The sequence below is a fragment of the Streptomyces panaciradicis genome (genome assembly GCF_023516615.1).
In the GTDB taxonomy this organism is placed as follows: domain Bacteria; phylum Actinomycetota; class Actinomycetes; order Streptomycetales; family Streptomycetaceae; genus Streptomyces; species Streptomyces panaciradicis.
This window is the reverse complement of sequence record NZ_JAMGBF010000005.1, coordinates 122826-139648: the sequence shown is the minus strand read 5'-3', so window position 1 is coordinate 139648 and position 16823 is coordinate 122826. Positions and strand designations below refer to the sequence as shown.

The window sequence follows — 16823 nt, the reverse complement described above, 5'->3', positions numbered from 1 at the left end:
CGAACTCGCCCCCGCGCCCGACGAAGGCGCCCCCTCGCGACGGGAGTCTGGAAGCGACCCAGACACCCGACCGGAGGGAGGCCCGTCCATGGGGGCCGCAAGGACAAGCACACGGCCAGCCGCACGGCGTCGACAGGCCGTGCCCTGGGTGGTGCTCGGGCTGTGGCTGGCCGCCCTGGTGCTCGCCGGGCCGTTCGCCGGGAAGTTCTCCGGCATCCAGCAGAACCGTTCCGTCGACTACCTGCCCGACAGCGCCGACTCCACCCAGGTGGCCCGCATCCAGGACCGTTTGCCGGGCGGCGAGTCCACCGACCTGGTGCTCGTCTACCACCGCGAAGGCGGCCTCACCCCCGCCGACCGCGAGAAGGCGGCCCGGCAGATCGCCGAGATCACCGGCAGGTACGACATCACCGGGCACCCGCACGCGGTCCCGTCCCGCGACGGCACCACCGTCATGTACCCCGTCTCCAGCACCGCCCCCGGCCAGGACGACGGCAAGCGCGACGCCTTCGTCGACGGGGTGCGGGACGTCGCCGACGGCGGCGCCGGGCTCACCGTCCAGGTCGGCGGGCCCGGCGCCCTCAACGCCGACATGGGCGAGGTCTTCGGCAGCATCGACGGCACCCTGCTGTACGCCACCCTCGGCGTCGTCACCGCCCTGCTGATCCTCATCTACCGCAGCCCCTTCCTGTGGCTGGTGCCGCTCGGCGTCGCCGGCGTCGCCGCCGGGATGGCGATGGCCGCCGGCTACGGCCTGCACGAGGCGTTCGGCGTCACCATCACCGGCCAGAGCGGCGGTGTGATGACGGTCCTGGTGCTCGGCGCGGGCACCGACTACGCGCTGCTGCTCATCTCCCGCTACCGCGAGGAGCTACGGCGCCACGAGCGGCCGTACGACGCCATGCGGGCCGCGCTGCGCGGCTGCGGACCGGCCATCCTCGCCTCCTCGGGCACGGTCGCGGCCGGCCTGCTGTGCCTGCTCGCCGCCGACCTCAACAGCAGCAGCGGCATGGGCCCCGTCGGCACGGTGGGCGTGCTCGCCGCGCTCGTCGCCATGACGACCCTGCTGCCCGCCCTGCTGGTCGTCCTCGGCCGCCGCGTCTTCTGGCCGCTGATCCCCGCCTTCGGCAGCGAGCCCAAGGCCCGCGGGTCGCTGTTCTCGGCGATGGGCGCCTCGGCCGCGCGCCGGCCGGCCGCCGTCCTCGCCGGCGGCGCCGTGCTGCTCGGCGCGCTGGCGCTGGGCGCCTTCAACCTGCCGGGCACCCTCAAGCAGGAGGACTCCTTCACCCAGCGGCCCGAGTCGATCGCCGCCGCCCAGACGCTCACCCGCGCCTACCCCGGCCGCAGCAGCCAGCCCATCACCGTCATCGCCCCCACCGGCCGGACGGACGCCGTACTGGCCGAGGCCCGCACGACGGACGGGGTCGCCCAGGCGACGGCCGGACGCAGCGGCTCCGGCTGGACCGAGATCTCCGTCTACGCCACCGCGGCACCCGAGTCGGCCGGGGAGACCCGCACCATCGAGGCCCTGCGCGCCGGACTAGACGACACCTACGGCACCTACGTCGGCGGGCCCAGCGCCCAGCAGCTCGACCTGGCCGACAGCCAGGTTCGCGACCGCGAGGTCGTCGTGCCGCTCGTCCTGGCCGCCGTGTTCGTGATCCTCGTCGGACTGCTGCGCAGCCTCGTGGCGCCGCTGATGCTGCTCGTCGCCGTCGTCGCGGTGTGGGGCGCCGCGCTCGGGATCGGCGGCCTGGTCTTCGGCCCCGTCCTCGGCCTCCACGGCACGGACCCCGGCCTCGGCCTGCTGTCCTTCGTCTTCCTCGTGGCACTCGGCGTCGACTACGGCATCTTCCTCATGCACCGCATGCGCGAGGAGTCCACCGCCGGCGCCGAACCGCAGGCGGCCGCGCTGACCGCGCTGCGCACCACCGGCGGGGTGATCGCGTCGGCCGGTGTCGTGCTCGCCGCCACCTTCGCCGTGCTGACCACGCTGCCGCTGGCGGCGCTGGTCGAGCTCGGGTTCGTGATCGCGGTCGGCGTGCTGCTGGACACCTTCCTGGTGCGCACCTACCTGGTCACGACCGCGAGCGTGCTGCTGAAGCGGCGGGTGTGGTGGCCCGGACGGCTGTCGCGGGAGCCGGAGCCGCGGCCGGTGCGGCGGCAGCCCGAGACCGTGTGAAGCTGAACCCCGTGGAACACACGACGGCGACACGGCAGCGCCGGGGCGAGCGCGTCATGGCGGTCATCAACCGCGACCCGCGCACGGCCCCGCACGGCACCCGCAACGACGCGATCCTCGCGGCCGTGCTCGCCGCGGGGGCCGTGTGCCTGGCGCTGGGCACCGACCCGGCCCGACGCCCCGACGCGCTCGGCTGGACGCTGCTGCTCGCCGCCCACGTGCCGCTGGTGTGGCGGCGCCGCCGCCCGCTGCTCGTCGCCACGACGGTCCTGACGCTGCTGGCCGCCTACCACGCCCTCGACAACAACCACGTGGCCCCGACGCCCGCGACCGTGGTGGCGCTCTACACGGTCGCGGCGACCGGCACGGTACGCCGCACCCTCGGCGTGGGCGCCACCGTCCTGAGCGCGTCCGTGCTGGTCAACCTCTTCAGCAACCCGGCCGGCGCGGTGGAGATCCTACGGATCTCCGGCTGGGTCATCGCCGTCCTCTTCTGCGGCATGGACGTCCGCTACTACCGCCAGTACGTGGCCGCGATCGTCGAACGCGCCGAGCGCGCCGAACGCACCCGCGAGGAGGAGGCCCGCCGCCGCGTCGCCGAGGAACGCCTGCGCATCGCCCGCGACCTGCACGACCTGCTCGCCCACAGCATCACCCTCATCGGCGTGCAGACCTCCGTCGCCGCGCACGTCCTGGCCGCCGACCCCGAACGGCTGGACCGGGAGACGGTCGCCAAGGCCCTGGACGACATCGCGGAGACCTGCCGGTCGGCGCGCGGCGAACTGCGGGGCACGCTGGAGGTCCTGCGCGAGGCCGACTGTCCCGACGGCCGCGGCCCGCTGCCCGGCCTCGACGGCCTGCCCGACCTGGTGGAGGCCGCACGGCTCGCGGGCGCCCGGGTGGAGCCGGAGCTGCGGGTGGAGCAGGCCCCGCCCGCCGTGGGCGCCGCCGCCTACCGGATCGTGCAGGAGGCCCTGACGAACGCCGTCCGGCACGCCGGGCCCGAACCCGCCGTACGGGTCGAGCTGTACGAGGCGGACGGCGCCCTGCGCCTCACCGTCGCCGACGACGGCACCGGGCCGACCCCCGGCACCGCGCCCGGCTTCGGGCTGGTCGGCATGCGGGAGAGGGCCCGCAGCGTCGGTGGCACACTCGACGCCGGGCCGCGGCCCGCGGGTGGCTTCCAGGTGAGTGCCGTACTGCCGCTGACGACGACGGGGGAGAAGGACGGATGACCATCCGCGTACTGCTCGCCGACGACCAGACCCTCGTGCGGGCCGCGTTCGCGATGCTCGTCGAGTCGGCGCGGGACATGGCGGTCGTGGGGCAGGCGGGCACCGGCCGGGAGGCCGTGGAGCTGGCCCGCGGCGAGCGCCCCGACCTGGTGGTGATGGACGTCCGCATGCCCGACCTGGACGGCATCGAGGCGACCCGGCTGATCGCGGCCGACGAGGACCTCGCCGCGGTGAAGGTGCTGGTCCTGACCACCTACGACACCGACGAGAACATCGTGGAGGCGCTGCGGGCCGGGGCCTCGGGGTTCCTGGTGAAGGACACCCGGCCGGCCGAACTGCTGGACGCCATCCGCACGGTGGCCGCGGGGGAGGCCCTGCTGTCGCCGGGGCCGACGGCACGGCTGATCGAACGGTTCCTGCGCAGCCCCTCCGTGCCGGCGGCGGGCGGACCGGAGTGCCTGTCGGAGCGGGAGCGGGAGGTGCTGACGCTCGTCGCCCGCGGCCTGAACAACACCGAGGTGGGTGAATCCCTGGGCCTGAGTCCGCTGACCGCGAAGACGCACGTCAGCCGTATCATGGGCAAGCTGGGAGCCCGGGACCGGGCACAACTGGTGATCGTGGCCTACGAGTCCGGGCTGGTCACTCCGGGAACCATGGGGCCGTGACCCTCCTGCGCCGCACCCTCCTCGTCACCCTCGCCCTCCTCGCCCCGCTCACCGCGACGACGCACGCCTCCGCCGCGTCCGGCTGCACCTCCTCCGTCCCGTACACCTCCGGCGAGGGCGGTTACGCCACCTACCGCATCCCGGCGGCCGTCATCACGCCCCGGGGCACGGTCCTCGCCTTCGCCGAGGGCCGCCACGACGGCGCCGGCGACTCCGGCGACATCGACGTCGTCCTCAGACGCTCGGCCGACGGCGGCTGCACCTGGGGCCCGCTGCGGGTGGTCGCCGCCGGGGACGGCGACACCCGCGGCAACCCGGCCCCCGTCGTCGACCCGCGCACCGGCGCGGTCGTCCTCGTCACCTCCTTCAACAGCGGCGCCGTCACCGAGGCGCAGATCATGCGCGGGGAGGCCACCCCGGAGCAGAGCCGGCGGGTGTTCGTGCAGCGCGGCCTCGACGACGGACGCGTCTTCTCGGCGCCGCGGGACATCACCGCGCAGGTGAAGCGGCCGGACTGGCGGTGGTACGCGACCGGCCCCGGCCACGCGGTCGCCCTCACCCGCGGCCCGCACGCCGGACGCCTGGTGATCCCCGCCGACCACTCCACCGCCCCGCCCGCCGGCTCCACCGACACCGGCCAGGAGGCCAGGTACTACGGCGGCCACGCCCTCTACAGCGACGACGGCGGCACCACCTGGCACATCGGCTTCGTGGACGGCGCCCACGACGGCCGCGTCGACCCGAACGAGTCGAGCGCCGCCGAACTCCCCGACGGCAGGCTGTACTTCAGCGCCCGCGACCAGAACGGCACAAGCCCCGGCAACCGCCTGGACGCCTACTCCGCCGACGGCGGCCGCTCCCTGGAGCGGCCGTACGCCGTCCAGCCCACCCTGGACGACGTCCCCGTCGTCCAGGGCAGCGTGCTGCAACTGCCCGGCGCGCAGGCCCCGTTGCTGTTCTCCGGCCCGTCCGTGCCGACGGCCCGGCGGGCGATGACGGTGTGGCGCAGCACGGACGCCGGGGCGACCTTCACCAGGGCCCTGACGCTCTCCCAGCGGCCCGCCGCCTACTCGGACCTGGTGCCGGTGGACCGCGGGGCGGTGGGACTCCTGTACGAGACGGGCGTCTTGGGCCCCTACGAGACGATCGAGTTCCGGCGGCTGCCCGCCGACGGACTCTAGAGCAGGCCGGCCGCCGCGAGGTACGCGCCGACCCGCCGCACCTCCTGCGGCGACAGCGGGATCTGCGGGTCGGCGGTCACCGGGCAGTCGATCACCCCGCGCAGGTGCAGCGCCGCCTTGAAGGCCCCCAGCGCCGACGAGCCGCCGCCCATCCGCGCCGGGTCCCCGGCGGACACCAGGCCGAACAGGGCGCACAGCCGCTCCTGTTCGGCCCGCGCCGCCTCCAGGTCGCCCGCGCGGCACAGCCGGTCGAGGCGGACGTAGCCGTCCGGGTCGACGTTGGCGAGACCGGGGACGGCGCCGTCGGCGCCGAGCGCGAGCGCCGCGTCGACGATCAATTCGGAGCCGGTCAGCACGCTGAACCCGGTGATGCCGGGGCGGGTGCGGGCACCGGTGACGACCTCGCGGAAGGCGGCGAGATCACCGCTGGAGTCCTTCAGTCCCGCAAGGACGCCCTCGGCGGCGAGGTCCAGGACCACGTCCGCGGGGAGCTTCGTGTGCACGGCCATGGGGATGTCGTACGCGATCACCGGGACCGGCGAGGCGGCCGCGACCAGGCGGAAGTGGCGGGCGATCTCCGCCGGATGGGTCCGCGCGTAGAAGGGCGCCGTCACGACCACCGCGTCCGCGCCGGCCGCCGTCACCGCCGCCACATGGTCCAGCACCCTCGGCGTCGCCATGTCGACCACCCCGGCCAGCACCGGCAGTCGGCCCCCCACATGGGCGGTCACCGACTCCACCACCAGCCTGCGCTGCGCGTCACGCAGAAACGCCACCTCCGAGGTCGAGCCCAGCACGAACAACGCGTCCACCCCGGCGCCGACCAGATGGTCGACCAGCCTGAGCAGGGAGGGGACGTCCACCTCGCGGTCCGGTGTCAGGGGCGTGCAGACGGGCGGGACGACACCGGTGAGCGGGGCGGGGAAGGTCATTCAGGGCTCCCTGGGATGGTTCTGCCGTACGAGGTCGCGGGTCGAGGCGTCCTCCCGCACAGGATGGTGGCAGCGGAAGCGGTGTCCCGGCGCCGACGCGGCCGAGAAGTCCGGCATGCGGGACGCGCACACGTCGTCGGCCTTCCAGCAGCGGGTCCGGAACGGGCAGCCGCTGGGCGGGTGCGTCGCCGACGGGACCGGACCGGTCAGCGGGATGGGTTCGACGGGGTCGAGCAGGCCGGGGGTCGCCGAGAACAGGGCCCGGGTGTACGGGTGCCGCGCCCGGTCGGTGACCTCGGCCGCGGGGGACTCCTCGACGATCCGGCCCAGGTACATGGTGATCACCCGGTCGCTCATCCGCCGTACCGTCTGGATGTCGTGCGAGACGAACACCAGGGCCAGGCCCAGGCGTTCCTTCAGATCCAGCAGCAGGTTCAGGATCTGGGCGCGCACCGACACGTCCAGCGCGCTCGTCGGCTCGTCCGCCACCACCAGGGCGGGGTCCAGCGCCAGCGCCCGCGCGATCGCCACCCGTTGCCTTTGCCCGCCGGACAGTTGGCCGGGCAGCGCGTCGGCCAGTGCGCGGGGCAGCCCGACCAGGCCCATCAACTCCCGCACCCGCCCCTCGCGTTCGGCTCTGCCGCCCCGGCCGTGCACGTCGAGCGGGTCCCGCAGGATCCTCCGCACCGGCAGCCGGCGGTTCAGGGCCGTCGACGGGTCCTGGAAGATCATCCCGGTGGTGCCGCCGACGGCCGTGCGGCGTTCGGCGGCGGGCATCGACCACAGGTCACGGCCCTGGAAGACCACCGTGCCGGCGGTCGGGCGCTGGATGCCGACCAGCACCCGCGCCAGGGTCGACTTGCCGCAGCCGGACTCGCCGACCACGCCCACCGTCTCACCGGGCGCGACGGCGAGGTCGGCGCCGGTCAGGGCGTACACCCGGTCCCGGGTGAACAGGCCGCCGCTGCGGGCCCTGTGCACGACGTGTGCGTCGGACAGTTCGACGATCGCGTTCACTGCACGGCCTCCGGCTCCGATGCCGCGAGGGCGACCGCCGGATGGTGACAGGCCGCCGTATGGGTGGGGGTGCCCAGCAGGGCGGGCGCCGTCGTGCGGCACACGTCCGTCGCCAGGGGACAGCGGTCGGCGAAGCGGCAGCCCGCCGGGAAGTCGGCGGGGGAGGGGACGACGCCCCTGATCTGCGTCATGCGGGCGGCCGCCGACTCCAGCGACAGCACACTGCCGAGCAGACCGCGCGTGTAGTGATGGGCCGGCGCCTCCACCAGGTCGGCGGTCACGCCCGTCTCCACGATCTGCCCGCCGTACATCACCGCCACCCGGTCGGTGACGTCGGCCACCAGCGCCAGGTCGTGCGAGACGAGGATCAGCGCGAAGCCCAGCTCCCCGCGCAGCCGCAGCAGCAGCTCCATCACCTGCGCCTGGACGGTGACGTCCAGCGCGGTCGTCGGCTCGTCGGCCACGATCAGCTTCGGGTCCCGCGACAGGGCCACGGCGATCAGCACCCGCTGCCGCTGCCCGCCGGACAGCTCGTGCGGATAACTCCGCAGCGTCCGGGCGGGGTCGAGACCGACCATCGTCAGCAGCTCCTCGGGCGTACGGCGGCCTCCACGCCGTACGACCTGCTTCAGCTGCGCGCGGACGGTCATCGCGGGGTTGAGCGAGGACAGTGCGTCCTGGTAGATCATCGCCATCTCGTGCCCGAGGAGACGGCGCCGGGCACGGGGTGACTCGGACAGCAACTCCCGCCCGTCGAAACGGACCTGACCGCGGACGCGGGCGCCACGGGGCTGCAGCCCCATCACCGTCAGCGCGGTGAGCGACTTCCCGCACCCCGACTCCCCGACCAGACCGAGCACTTCGCCGGGACCCACCTCGAAGGAGATCCCGTCGACGATGTCAACGCCGCCATGGCGCCCGTCGAACCCGATGGCAAGGTCATGGACGCTCAGGACCGCGCCCCCAAGGGGCGCGGGGAACTGCGCGACAAGCCCACCCGCTGCCGCACCCGCCGAACGACCTCCCGTCGCACCCCCTCCCGCGCCCCGCCCCCGCAACCGCGCCGCCGCCTCCGCCAGCCCCGGCAGGTGAAGAACCTCCCCGCCCCCGGCGTCCGGCGCCTCCACCCGGTCCTCGTCGGACGCCAACCCCACTTCCCGCCCGGCCGGCGAGGCCCACGCGTCCGACACCCCCTCGGAGAGGATGTTCAGCGACAGCACGGTCACCAGCATCAGCAGCCCTGGAAAGACCGTGGCCCACCACCCCCCGGTCAGCACCATGTTCTTGCCGTCGGCGATGACGCTGCCCCACGACGGGTCGGGCGGCCGCACGCCCGCCCCGATGAAGGACAGCGACGCCTCGAAGACGATGGCCTCGGCGACCTGCACGGTGCAGAACACCAGCACCGGGGCAGCACAGTTGACGGCCACGTGCCGGAGCACGATGTGCGGGGTGCGGGCGCCGATGACCCGCTCCGCCGTCACGTAGTCCTCGCCGTACTGGTCGAGGACGTTGGCCCGTACGACGCGGGCCACGGGCGGGGTGAACAGGAACGCGATCGCGCAGATCAGCACCGTGATGCCGCCGCCGAACACGGCCACCAGCACGGCGGCCAGCGCGATGCCGGGAAACGCCATCACGACGTCCAGGCAGCGCATCAGCGTCTCGTCGACGGCCTTGCGGGAAGTGGCCGCCACGGCACCGATCAGCGCGCCGACGACCAGCGCGAGGGCCGTCGCCCCGAGGCCGATCGCGAGCGACCAGCGGGCCCCGTACATCAGCCGGCTGAGGATGTCCCGGCCGAGGCTGTCCTGGCCCATCCAGTGCGCGGCGGAGGGGTGCCCGGTGCCGCCGACGGGCTCCTGCTGGTCGAGCGGGTCGTCCGGCGCGATCAGCGGGGCGAGCACCGCCACCAGGACCACCAGTGCCAGGAAGCAGACGGCGGCCCTCGACAGCGGGGGCAGCCGGCGCGGGCCGTGCAGGCGGATGCCGGGGCGGGCGAGGACCTCGGTGAGGCGTGCGCGCGTGAACATCAGGTCGCTTCCCTCAGTCGCGGGTTGACCAGCAGGTAGAGCACGTCGATGACGAGGTTGACGACGACGAAGCCGGTCGCGGTGGTCAGGACGACGCCCTGGACGACGGCCGGGTCGCCGTTCTTCACGGCGTCGATCATCAGCTTGCCCATGCCGGGCAGCGAGAAGATCGTCTCGATGACGACCGCCCCGCCGATCAGATAGCCGACGCGCAGGCCCAGCACGGTCAGCGGGTTGACGAGGGCGTTGCGCAGGACGTTGCGGCCGACGACGACCCGCGGCGGCAGTCCGCTGCCGATCGCCGTGCGGACGTAGTCCTTGTCGAGTTCCTCGACCACCGACGTCCGTACGACACGGGTGAGTTGGGCCGCCACCGGCAGGGACAGGGCCAGTGCCGGCAGGGTCATCGTCCTCAGCCAGCCGGTGAGGGAGTCGGCGGGATTGATGTAGCCGCCGGTCGGGAACCAGCCCTGGTCGACGGCCAGGTACTGGATCATCAGCAGGGCCAGCCAGAAGCCGGGGGCGGCGACGCCGGTGAGGGAGACGACGCGGATGATCTGGTCGGGCAGCCGGTCCCGGTGGATCGCGGCCGTCACTCCGCCGATGAGGCTCAGGACGACCGCGATGCCCAGGCCCAGGAAGGTGAGCTGGAGGGTCAGCGGCAGCGCGGTCGTGACCTGGTCGACGACCGGGGCGCGGGTCAGGGCGCTGGTGCCCAGGTCGCCGTGGAGCAGGTCGCCGACGAAGTGGACGTAGCGCACGGGCAGCGGGTCGAGCAGGCCGTTGCGTTCGCGGAAGTCGTGCAGTTGCCGCGGGGTGGGGTTGGCGCCCTGGAAGAACGCGGAGGCCGGGTCGACGTCCGAGAAGCGCATCACCAGGAACACGAAGAGCACGATGCCGAGCAGCAGCGGCACGAGGAGGGCGACGCGGCGCAGCAGGATGCGCAGGACGGCGATCATCGCGTCAGGCCCATTTCGCCCGCAGCAGGTTGATGCCCGGGTAGGGCTGTGCCCTTATGCCGGTGAGCTTCTTCGGGTCCCAGGCCGTCATCAGCTCGTTGTGGACGACCGGGTAGAGCACGGCCTGTTCGGCGACGGTGTCGATGTAGTCCTGGATCATCGTCTTCTTCTTCGCCGGGTCCGGCTCCCGCGTGGCCCGGTCCATGTCCCGGAAGAGCTGCCTGGCGACGGCGTTGCCGGCCCAACGGGTGTAGCCCATCCAGAGGTTGGTGGGGCCGTAGTTGTAGTGCATGATCAGGTCGGCGTCGAGGCCGAACTGGTTGGGGTTCGAGGCGGCGGCGACGACCTGGTAGTCCTGCTTCTGGTCCATCTTGGTGAAGACGGCGGTCGTCTCCTGCGGGTCCAGGGTGGTCCGCACGCCGATCGCGTCCCAGGACGCCTTGATGGTGGGCAGGCAGTCGACGATCCAACTGACGTTCACGGCCAGGATGTTGATGTGCAGCCCGTGCACGCCCGCCGCCTTGAGCAGGGCCTTCGCCTTCTCCGGGTCGTGGTCGTAGACGGTCTTCGCCCGCCGGTAGGCCGGGTTGCCCTCGTTCAGGAACGACGTCGAGGGCTTGCCGTGGCCCTTGAGCGCCACCTCGACCATCTTGCCGGTGTCGATCGCGTAGTGCAGGGCCTGGCGCACCCGCACGTCGTCGAAGGGCTTGTGCGCGGTGTTGAACATCAGGAACAGGTTGTTCATCCCGGCGCCGCCCGCGACCGTCAGCCCTCCGCTCTCCAACTGCTTGATGTCGGCGTACGGGATGTTGTCGGAGATCTGCGCGCCCGCGCCTGAGCCGGAGATCCGGGCGACGCGCGGGGCCGCGTCCACGATGGTCAGCCAGTTCATCCTCGCGAAGGCCGGCCTGCGCGGGCCGTTGTAGCCGGGATACGCGGCGAAGGTGGTGTTGGACTTCGGGTGGTGGGCGGTCTGCCGGTAGGGCCCCGAGCCGATGGCGAGCCCCGCGGTGGCCTTGTCCCAGGCGCCCGGCTGCGAGAAGACGTGCTTCGGCATGATCTTCGCCAGGGTCAGCCGGGACAGCCCGTCCGGGAAGGGGAACTTGAGCACCAGCTCGACGTTCCGGTCGTCGATCCTGCGGACCTCCTTCAGCCAGCTCGCGAAGAAGCCCTTGGCGAGGGTCTGCGTCTTCGGGTCGAGGATGCGGTCGAAGACGAACACGACGTCGTCGGCGGTGACCGGCCTGCCGTCGTGGAACGTCGCCCCGGGCCGCAGCGTGAACCTCCACGACGTGGCGGTCGCGTCCTTCGGGATCTCGGTGGCCAGCGCCGCGTACGGCTCGCGGGTGATGGGGTCGGTGTCGAGGAGGCCCTCGTAGATGTGGTTGTTGGCGGCCATGCAGAAGGCGGACGCGGTCTGGGTGGGGTCCCAGGAGCCGTCGTTGCCGTAGCCGATGACGGCGGTCAGTGTGCGGTCCTTGCCGCTTCCGCCGCCGGTGTCGTTGGTGGACTGGGGCCCGGAGGAGCAGGCCGACAGCGACGCGGAGACGGCGGCGGCCGCCCCCAGCGCGCCGGTGTGCTTCAGGAAGGTCCGGCGATGCACGGTTCCTCCAGCGGGAGAGGTCCAGCGGAAAGTCGCCTCGATGGCGAGGAGATACGACGTCCTACGTCCGGTTCGTCAGCCGCGACCCTAGGAGCGGCCCAGGGGGCGGTCAAGGGCTCGCACACGAATGGCGCAGCCGTCAGAGGTCACACCAATGGCGGTGTGAAATGGCGGGAGTTGACGCACGTCGACGGCGGACATGGGACGTGGGACGTCCGGCGCGCGTACGATGCGGCGCATGCCCGCGCAGCCCAGGAACACGGAGTCCGGCAACAGCCGCATCCGGCGCGCGGTCGTGCAGCTCATCCTCGACCGCAGGCTGCGGCCCGGCGCCCCGCTGCCCACGGAGGCCGAGCTGATGGAGGACCTCGGAGTCAGCCGCAACTCCGTGCGCGAGGCCCTCAAGGCCCTGCAGGCCCTCGACATCGTCGAGATCCGGCACGGCTACGGCACCTACGTCGGCGAGGCCTCCCTCACCCCGCTCGTCGACGGGCTCACCTTCCGCACCCTCGCCCGGCACGACGACGACACCGGCGCCCTCGCCGAGATCCTCCAGGTCCGGGAGGTGCTGGAGGAGGGGCTGATCCGGCGCATCGCGGGCACGGCCGACGAGGCGGAGCTGGACGCGCTGGAGGCGGTCGTGTCCCGGATGGAGAGGGCGGTCCGGGCCGGCCGCCCCTTCCCCGAACTCGACCGCCAGTTCCACGAGTTGCTCTACGCCCCGCTCGGCAACCCGCTCGTGCCCCAGCTCCTCGGCGCCTTCTGGACCGTCTTCCGCAGGGTCGCCGCGGCCCGCGGCTGGAGGGAGGACCCGCGGCCGGAGGTGACGGTGCGCCGGCACCGGGACATCGTGACGGCCCTGCGCGCACGCGACGCCGCGGGCGCCCAGCGGGCCATGGAGCACCACTTCCGGGGCATCGAGGCCCGTACCCTGACCCGATGACGGACACCTGGCGACCCACCGATCCCGGTGTGCTGCTGCTGCCGTCGGGCCGGCTGGTCCGCGGCCGCGGCCTGCGGCACCCCCTCGACCCCGCGGCGCCCGCCCCTTCCTACGGCCTCTACCTCCTCGGCCGCCGGCCTGCGCCCGTGCCCTGGGAGTTCACCTGGCTGCGCTGGCCGGACTTCCGGCTGCCCGCCGACCGCCCGGCCGCCCGCGCCGCCCTGGCCGAGGCGTGGGAGCGGGCCGCGCACGAGCTGGTCGAGGTGGCCTGCGGGGGCGGCCGCGGCCGCACCGGCACGGCGCTGGCCTGTCTGGCGGTGCTGGACGGCGTACCGGCCGAGGAGGCCGTGGACTTCGTACGGCGTCACTACGACCGGCGCGCGGTGGAGACGCCGTGGCAGAAGCGGTACGTACGCGGCTTCACCGGCTGAGGACGTCCGCCACCACGCCGGCCGCCGAGGCGATCAGGGTGCTGTCCCAGGCGGCGTCCCGGTCCGGCTTGGTGGACAGGACAGCCAGCACGATCGGGTCGCCGTCCGCGGTCCAGGCCACGCCCACGTCGTTGGTGGTGCCGTAGGAGCCGGAGCCCGTCTTCTCGGCGACCGCCCAGGTCCCCGGCACCCCGGCGCGGATGCGGGTGCCGCCGGTCGTGTTGTTCAGCAGCCAGTGCGTGAGCAGGGCCCGGTCGGACGGGTTCAGGGCGTCGCCGAGCAGCAGCCGGGCGTTGGTGCGGCCGATCGCGCGCGGGCTGGTGGTGTCCGTGCGGCGGCCCGGCTCGGCGGAGTTGAGCTCCGGCTCCCAGCGGTCCAGGCGGGTGACCGGGTCGCCGAGCGAGCGGGCGAAGCGGGTGATCGCGGTGGGGCCGCCCAGCTCGCGCAGCAGGAAGTTGCCGGCGGAGTTGTCGCTGTAGCGGACGGCCGCGTCGCACAGTTCGGCGATCGTCATGCCGTGCGCGAGATTCTCGTCCGTCCCGGTGACGGGGGCGCCGTCCACGAGGTCGTCGCGCGTGTAGTGGATGCGGCGCGACAGCACCTCGCCGTGCCGGTCCAGGTCGCGCAGGACGGCCGCGGCGGCCAGGGTCTTGAACACCGAACAGATCGGGAAGCGCTCGTCGGCGCGGTGGGCGAGGGTCCGCCGGGTGCGCAGGTGGTGCGCGAAGACGCCCAGACGGGCGCCGTGTTCCCGCTCCAGTTCGGTGAGGGGTCCGGTGGCGGCGTGGGCGGGGGCGCTCGTCAGGAGCGCGGTCACGGTGGCGGTTCCGGCCATGAGGACGGTGCGTCGGGCTGGGATCTTGCTCTCCTTCGCTCGGGGCTCGTCGACGATCTCTGCAGTGAGCGACGCCGTTCGTCCCTCCATGGTTGCCCGGCCGTGGACCATCGGCGGACGGCGGCGCGCGGCCGTCCTCGCCACAGTGGGGGCATGGAGAAGACGAAGGGGATCAGCCGGGCGCGGTTCCTGGCGGGGGCGGCGGCCGTCTCGGTCGCCGCCGCGAGCCGCCCTGCCGCGGCCGGAGAACGCCACGGGCTGCGCCACCGGGGCGTCGTCTACACCGTCGGCGAGGGCGATACGCCCGGCACCGCGTGGAGCGCCGCCCGGATGCGCCGGGACATCCGCGCCGTCCGCGACGACCTGCACGCCGACACCGTCGACGTCACCGGCGACGGCGTCGAACGCCTCACCGCCACCGCCGCCGAGGCCGCCGAACGCGGACTGCACGTGTGGCTGCAGCCGACGCTCGCGGACGCCCCCGAGCGGGACATCCTGGAGCACCTCGCCGAGTGCGGCCGGTTCGCGGAGCGGCTGCGGCGGCAGGGTGCGAGCGTCGACTTCAGCGTGGGCTGCGAGTTCTGGCTGTTCGTGCCCGGGATCGTGCCCGGCGCGACGGTCCTGGAGCGGGTCGAGAACCTGCTCAAGGGCGACGTCGACCCCGTGCGGATGCAGCGCCGCCTCGACCGCTTCACCGCGAAGGCGGCGGCCCTCGGCCGGTCCGTCTTCCACGGCCGGCTGAGCTACGCCGCCGCCCAGGACGACCGGGTCGACTGGCGCCTCTTCGACGTCGTCGGCATCGACTACTACTCGTGCTTCCCCCACCGCGCCGACTACGTCCGGGAGTTGCGGCGCTACCTGCGCTGGGGCAAGCCCCTGGCCGTCACCGAGTTCGGGTGCTGCACGTACGAGGGCGCGCCGCAGGCGGGCGGCATGGGCTGGGACGTCGTCGACTACGACAAGGGCGAGATCAAGGGCCGGCTCGTGCGCAGCGAACACACCCAAGCCGCCTATGTGACCGACCTGTTGGGCGTCTTCGAGGCGATGGGCCTGTACGCGGCGATGGCCTTCGAGTTCGTCACCCCGGACGCCCCGCACCGCGCCGACGACCCGCGCAAGGACCTCGACATGGCGAGCTACAGCATCACCAAGACCATCAAGGACCGCCCCGACGAACCCCGTTCCGACTGGCACTGGGAGCCGAAGGAGGCGTTCCACGCGCTGGCCCGGCGGTACGCCGGCCGCGCTCACTGACAGGTGACGTCCGCGCGGGGCCGCTCGCCCGTGGCCAGGAAGCGGGACACCGTCGCGTCGCCGCACGCGGTGCCGTTGGCCAGGTAGGCGTCGTGTCCGGTGGAGTCGTTGACGACCATCACGGCACGGTGGCCGAGGGCGGCGCGCAGCTCGCGGGCGCCGCTGAGAGGGGTGGCCATGTCCCGCTCGTTCTGGATCATCAGGATGTCGGCCGGCCCCCGGTCCGTGACGCGCACCGGCGCCTCCCGCGGGCGGTACGGCCAGGCGGCGCACAGCATCGCGTTGCGGGGCATCCCTGCGGTCAGCGGGTACGCGGCACGGCCGGCGTCCACCGCCTTCTGATAGGCGGACGCCTTCCGGGGCCAGGCCACGTCGTTGCAGATGGTGGCGCCGGCCACCGAGTACACGTTGCGCAGGACCTCCTCCGGCGGGGACGACGGCGCGGGCGGCACGGCGCCCTGCCGCGCGGCCAGGATCAGCTTCGCCAGATCGGGCCAGTCGTCGGGGTCGTAGAAGTCGCCCATCATCGTCTGGCGTAGCACATTGCCGTCCAGGACCGGCGGGTTGGCGCCCGGCCAGGGGATCGGTTCGCGGTCCAGGCGGCCGGCCAGGCGCAGGAAGAGCGGCCGCACCTCGGCGGCGGTGCGGGCGAGGCGGTCCGGATTGCCGGGCTGCGCGGCCCAGGCGGCGAACTCGGGGAAGACGTCCTCGACACCGGTCTCGAACCCGGCGAGGAAGGCGCGCTCGGCCAGCACCGGGTCCGGATTCAGATTGCTGTCCAGGACCACGCGGTCGGTGCGCGCCGGGAACATCGTGCTGTAGGCGGCGCCGACGTACGTGCCGTACGACTCGCCCCACAGCGACAGCCTGCGTTCGCCCAGCGCGGCCCGGACGCGGTCGATGTCACGGGCGTTGTTCCGGGTGCTGATGTGCCGCACCAGCTCGCCGCCGTTGCGGGCGCAGGCGGCCGACATGCGCCGGGCGGCCGCCAGGTTGCCCGCGACCGACCCGTCCGCGGCGGGCCAGGGCCGCAGTGTGGTGGCCCCGAGGTCGGCGTGCTCCCAGCCGCAGTCCACCGCCGTGGAGGGGGCGTTGCCGCGCGGGGCGATCCCGATCAGGTCGTAGCGGTCCCGTACGGCCTCGGGCAGCCTGCGCCCCTTTTGCGAGGGGTCGTCGAGGCCCGAACCGCCGGGTCCGCCGGGGATCATCAGCAACGCGCCGCGCCGCCGGGCCGGATCCAGGGCGGGGACCCGGGATACGGCGACCTCGATCCTCGGGCCGTTCGGGTCGGCGTAGTCCATCGGCACGGACACCGTCGTGCACGACTGGCGTGGATCCAGGCCGCTGCCCTCGCACTTGGTCCACTTCAGCGTCTCGGGCGGGCCGCCGGCCGCGGACGCCGGGAGCGGGGTGAGCGCGCCGAGGACGGCACCGCAGGCGGCGGCGGTCAGCGCGAGTCTCTTCGTGATCGGCTTCATGACGACGAGCCTCCCGGACCCGCCGCCTGCGTCCCATCCGGTCAACGCCCCAGTGCGCAGGGGGGTTTGCCCCAG

14 protein-coding genes are annotated in these 16823 nt (G+C 73.5%); 7 read left to right on the top strand and 7 right to left on the bottom strand.

Going from position 1 to position 16823, the window contains the following annotated elements:
• Positions 1–88: 88 nt before the first annotated feature.
• From M8J74_RS02950 to M8J74_RS02935, 4 genes are read left to right on the top strand one after another with little or no spacing between them, the layout of a single operon-like run.
• On the top strand, positions 89–2182 hold the full coding sequence (locus tag M8J74_RS02950; RefSeq protein WP_249834900.1) for an MMPL family transporter: 2094 nt from the start codon (positions 89–91) through the stop codon (positions 2180–2182).
• A gap of 56 nt (positions 2183–2238) precedes the next feature.
• On the top strand, positions 2239–3417 hold the full coding sequence (locus M8J74_RS02945) for a sensor histidine kinase (RefSeq protein WP_249834934.1): 1179 nt from the start codon (positions 2239–2241) through the stop codon (positions 3415–3417).
• Positions 3414–4082: a response regulator transcription factor gene (locus tag M8J74_RS02940; RefSeq protein WP_142151866.1), complete on the top strand. Its 669-nt coding sequence runs from the start codon at positions 3414–3416 to the stop codon at positions 4080–4082. Before M8J74_RS02945 ends, M8J74_RS02940 begins: the two co-directional genes overlap by 4 nt.
• Positions 4079–5263, top strand: coding sequence for a sialidase family protein (locus M8J74_RS02935; RefSeq protein WP_249834899.1), 1185 nt, complete (start codon positions 4079–4081; stop codon positions 5261–5263). Before M8J74_RS02940 ends, M8J74_RS02935 begins: the two co-directional genes overlap by 4 nt.
• On the opposite strand, the gene M8J74_RS02930 is transcribed toward M8J74_RS02935, so the two are convergent.
• Genes M8J74_RS02930 through M8J74_RS02910 form a run of 5 tightly spaced genes read right to left on the bottom strand, consistent with a single transcriptional unit; the run spans position 5260 to position 11807 of the window.
• Positions 5260–6195 (bottom strand): dihydrodipicolinate synthase family protein, encoded by a 936-nt coding sequence (locus tag M8J74_RS02930; RefSeq protein WP_249834898.1) that lies wholly within the window; start codon positions 6193–6195, stop codon positions 5260–5262. The two genes, M8J74_RS02935 and M8J74_RS02930, sit on opposite strands and share 4 nt — an antisense overlap.
• Complete coding sequence (locus M8J74_RS02925; RefSeq protein ID WP_249834897.1) at positions 6196–7212, bottom strand: oligopeptide/dipeptide ABC transporter ATP-binding protein; 1017 nt, start codon at positions 7210–7212, stop codon at positions 6196–6198.
• Positions 7209–9245: a dipeptide/oligopeptide/nickel ABC transporter permease/ATP-binding protein gene (locus M8J74_RS02920; protein ID WP_249834896.1), complete on the bottom strand. Its 2037-nt coding sequence runs from the start codon at positions 9243–9245 to the stop codon at positions 7209–7211. Before M8J74_RS02920 ends, M8J74_RS02925 begins: the two co-directional genes overlap by 4 nt.
• On the bottom strand, positions 9245–10204 hold the full coding sequence (locus M8J74_RS02915; protein ID WP_249834895.1) for an ABC transporter permease: 960 nt from the start codon (positions 10202–10204) through the stop codon (positions 9245–9247). Before M8J74_RS02915 ends, M8J74_RS02920 begins: the two co-directional genes overlap by 1 nt.
• 4 nt (positions 10205–10208) lie before the next feature.
• Positions 10209–11807, bottom strand: a complete 1599-nt coding sequence (locus M8J74_RS02910; RefSeq protein WP_249834894.1) for an ABC transporter substrate-binding protein — start codon at positions 11805–11807, stop codon at positions 10209–10211.
• A gap of 229 nt (positions 11808–12036) precedes the next feature.
• Here M8J74_RS02910 and M8J74_RS02905 point away from each other — a divergent pair, with 229 nt between their 5' ends.
• Positions 12037–12750 carry a FadR/GntR family transcriptional regulator gene (locus M8J74_RS02905; RefSeq protein ID WP_249834933.1) on the top strand — a complete coding sequence of 238 codons (714 nt, stop codon included), beginning with the start codon at positions 12037–12039 and terminating at the stop codon, positions 12748–12750.
• Positions 12747–13181 carry a phosphatase domain-containing protein gene (locus M8J74_RS02900; protein ID WP_249834893.1) on the top strand — a complete coding sequence of 145 codons (435 nt, stop codon included), beginning with the start codon at positions 12747–12749 and terminating at the stop codon, positions 13179–13181. The genes M8J74_RS02905 and M8J74_RS02900 overlap by 4 nt, the downstream gene beginning before the upstream one ends.
• Here the strand turns inward: M8J74_RS02900 and bla are convergent.
• Entirely contained in the window at positions 13171–14016 is an 846-nt protein-coding gene (gene bla, locus M8J74_RS02895; protein WP_249834892.1) for a class A beta-lactamase, read from the bottom strand. The genes M8J74_RS02900 and bla overlap by 11 nt on opposite strands.
• A gap of 153 nt (positions 14017–14169) precedes the next feature.
• Here bla and M8J74_RS02890 point away from each other — a divergent pair, with 153 nt between their 5' ends.
• A complete protein-coding gene (locus M8J74_RS02890) occupies positions 14170–15270 on the top strand; it encodes a glycoside hydrolase family 113 protein (protein WP_249834891.1) in 1101 nt (366 codons plus the stop codon).
• Here M8J74_RS02890 and M8J74_RS02885 read toward each other — a convergent pair.
• Positions 15264–16748, bottom strand: coding sequence for an alpha/beta hydrolase (locus M8J74_RS02885; RefSeq protein ID WP_249834890.1), 1485 nt, complete (start codon positions 16746–16748; stop codon positions 15264–15266). The genes M8J74_RS02890 and M8J74_RS02885 overlap by 7 nt on opposite strands.
• Positions 16749–16823 lie beyond the last annotated feature (75 nt).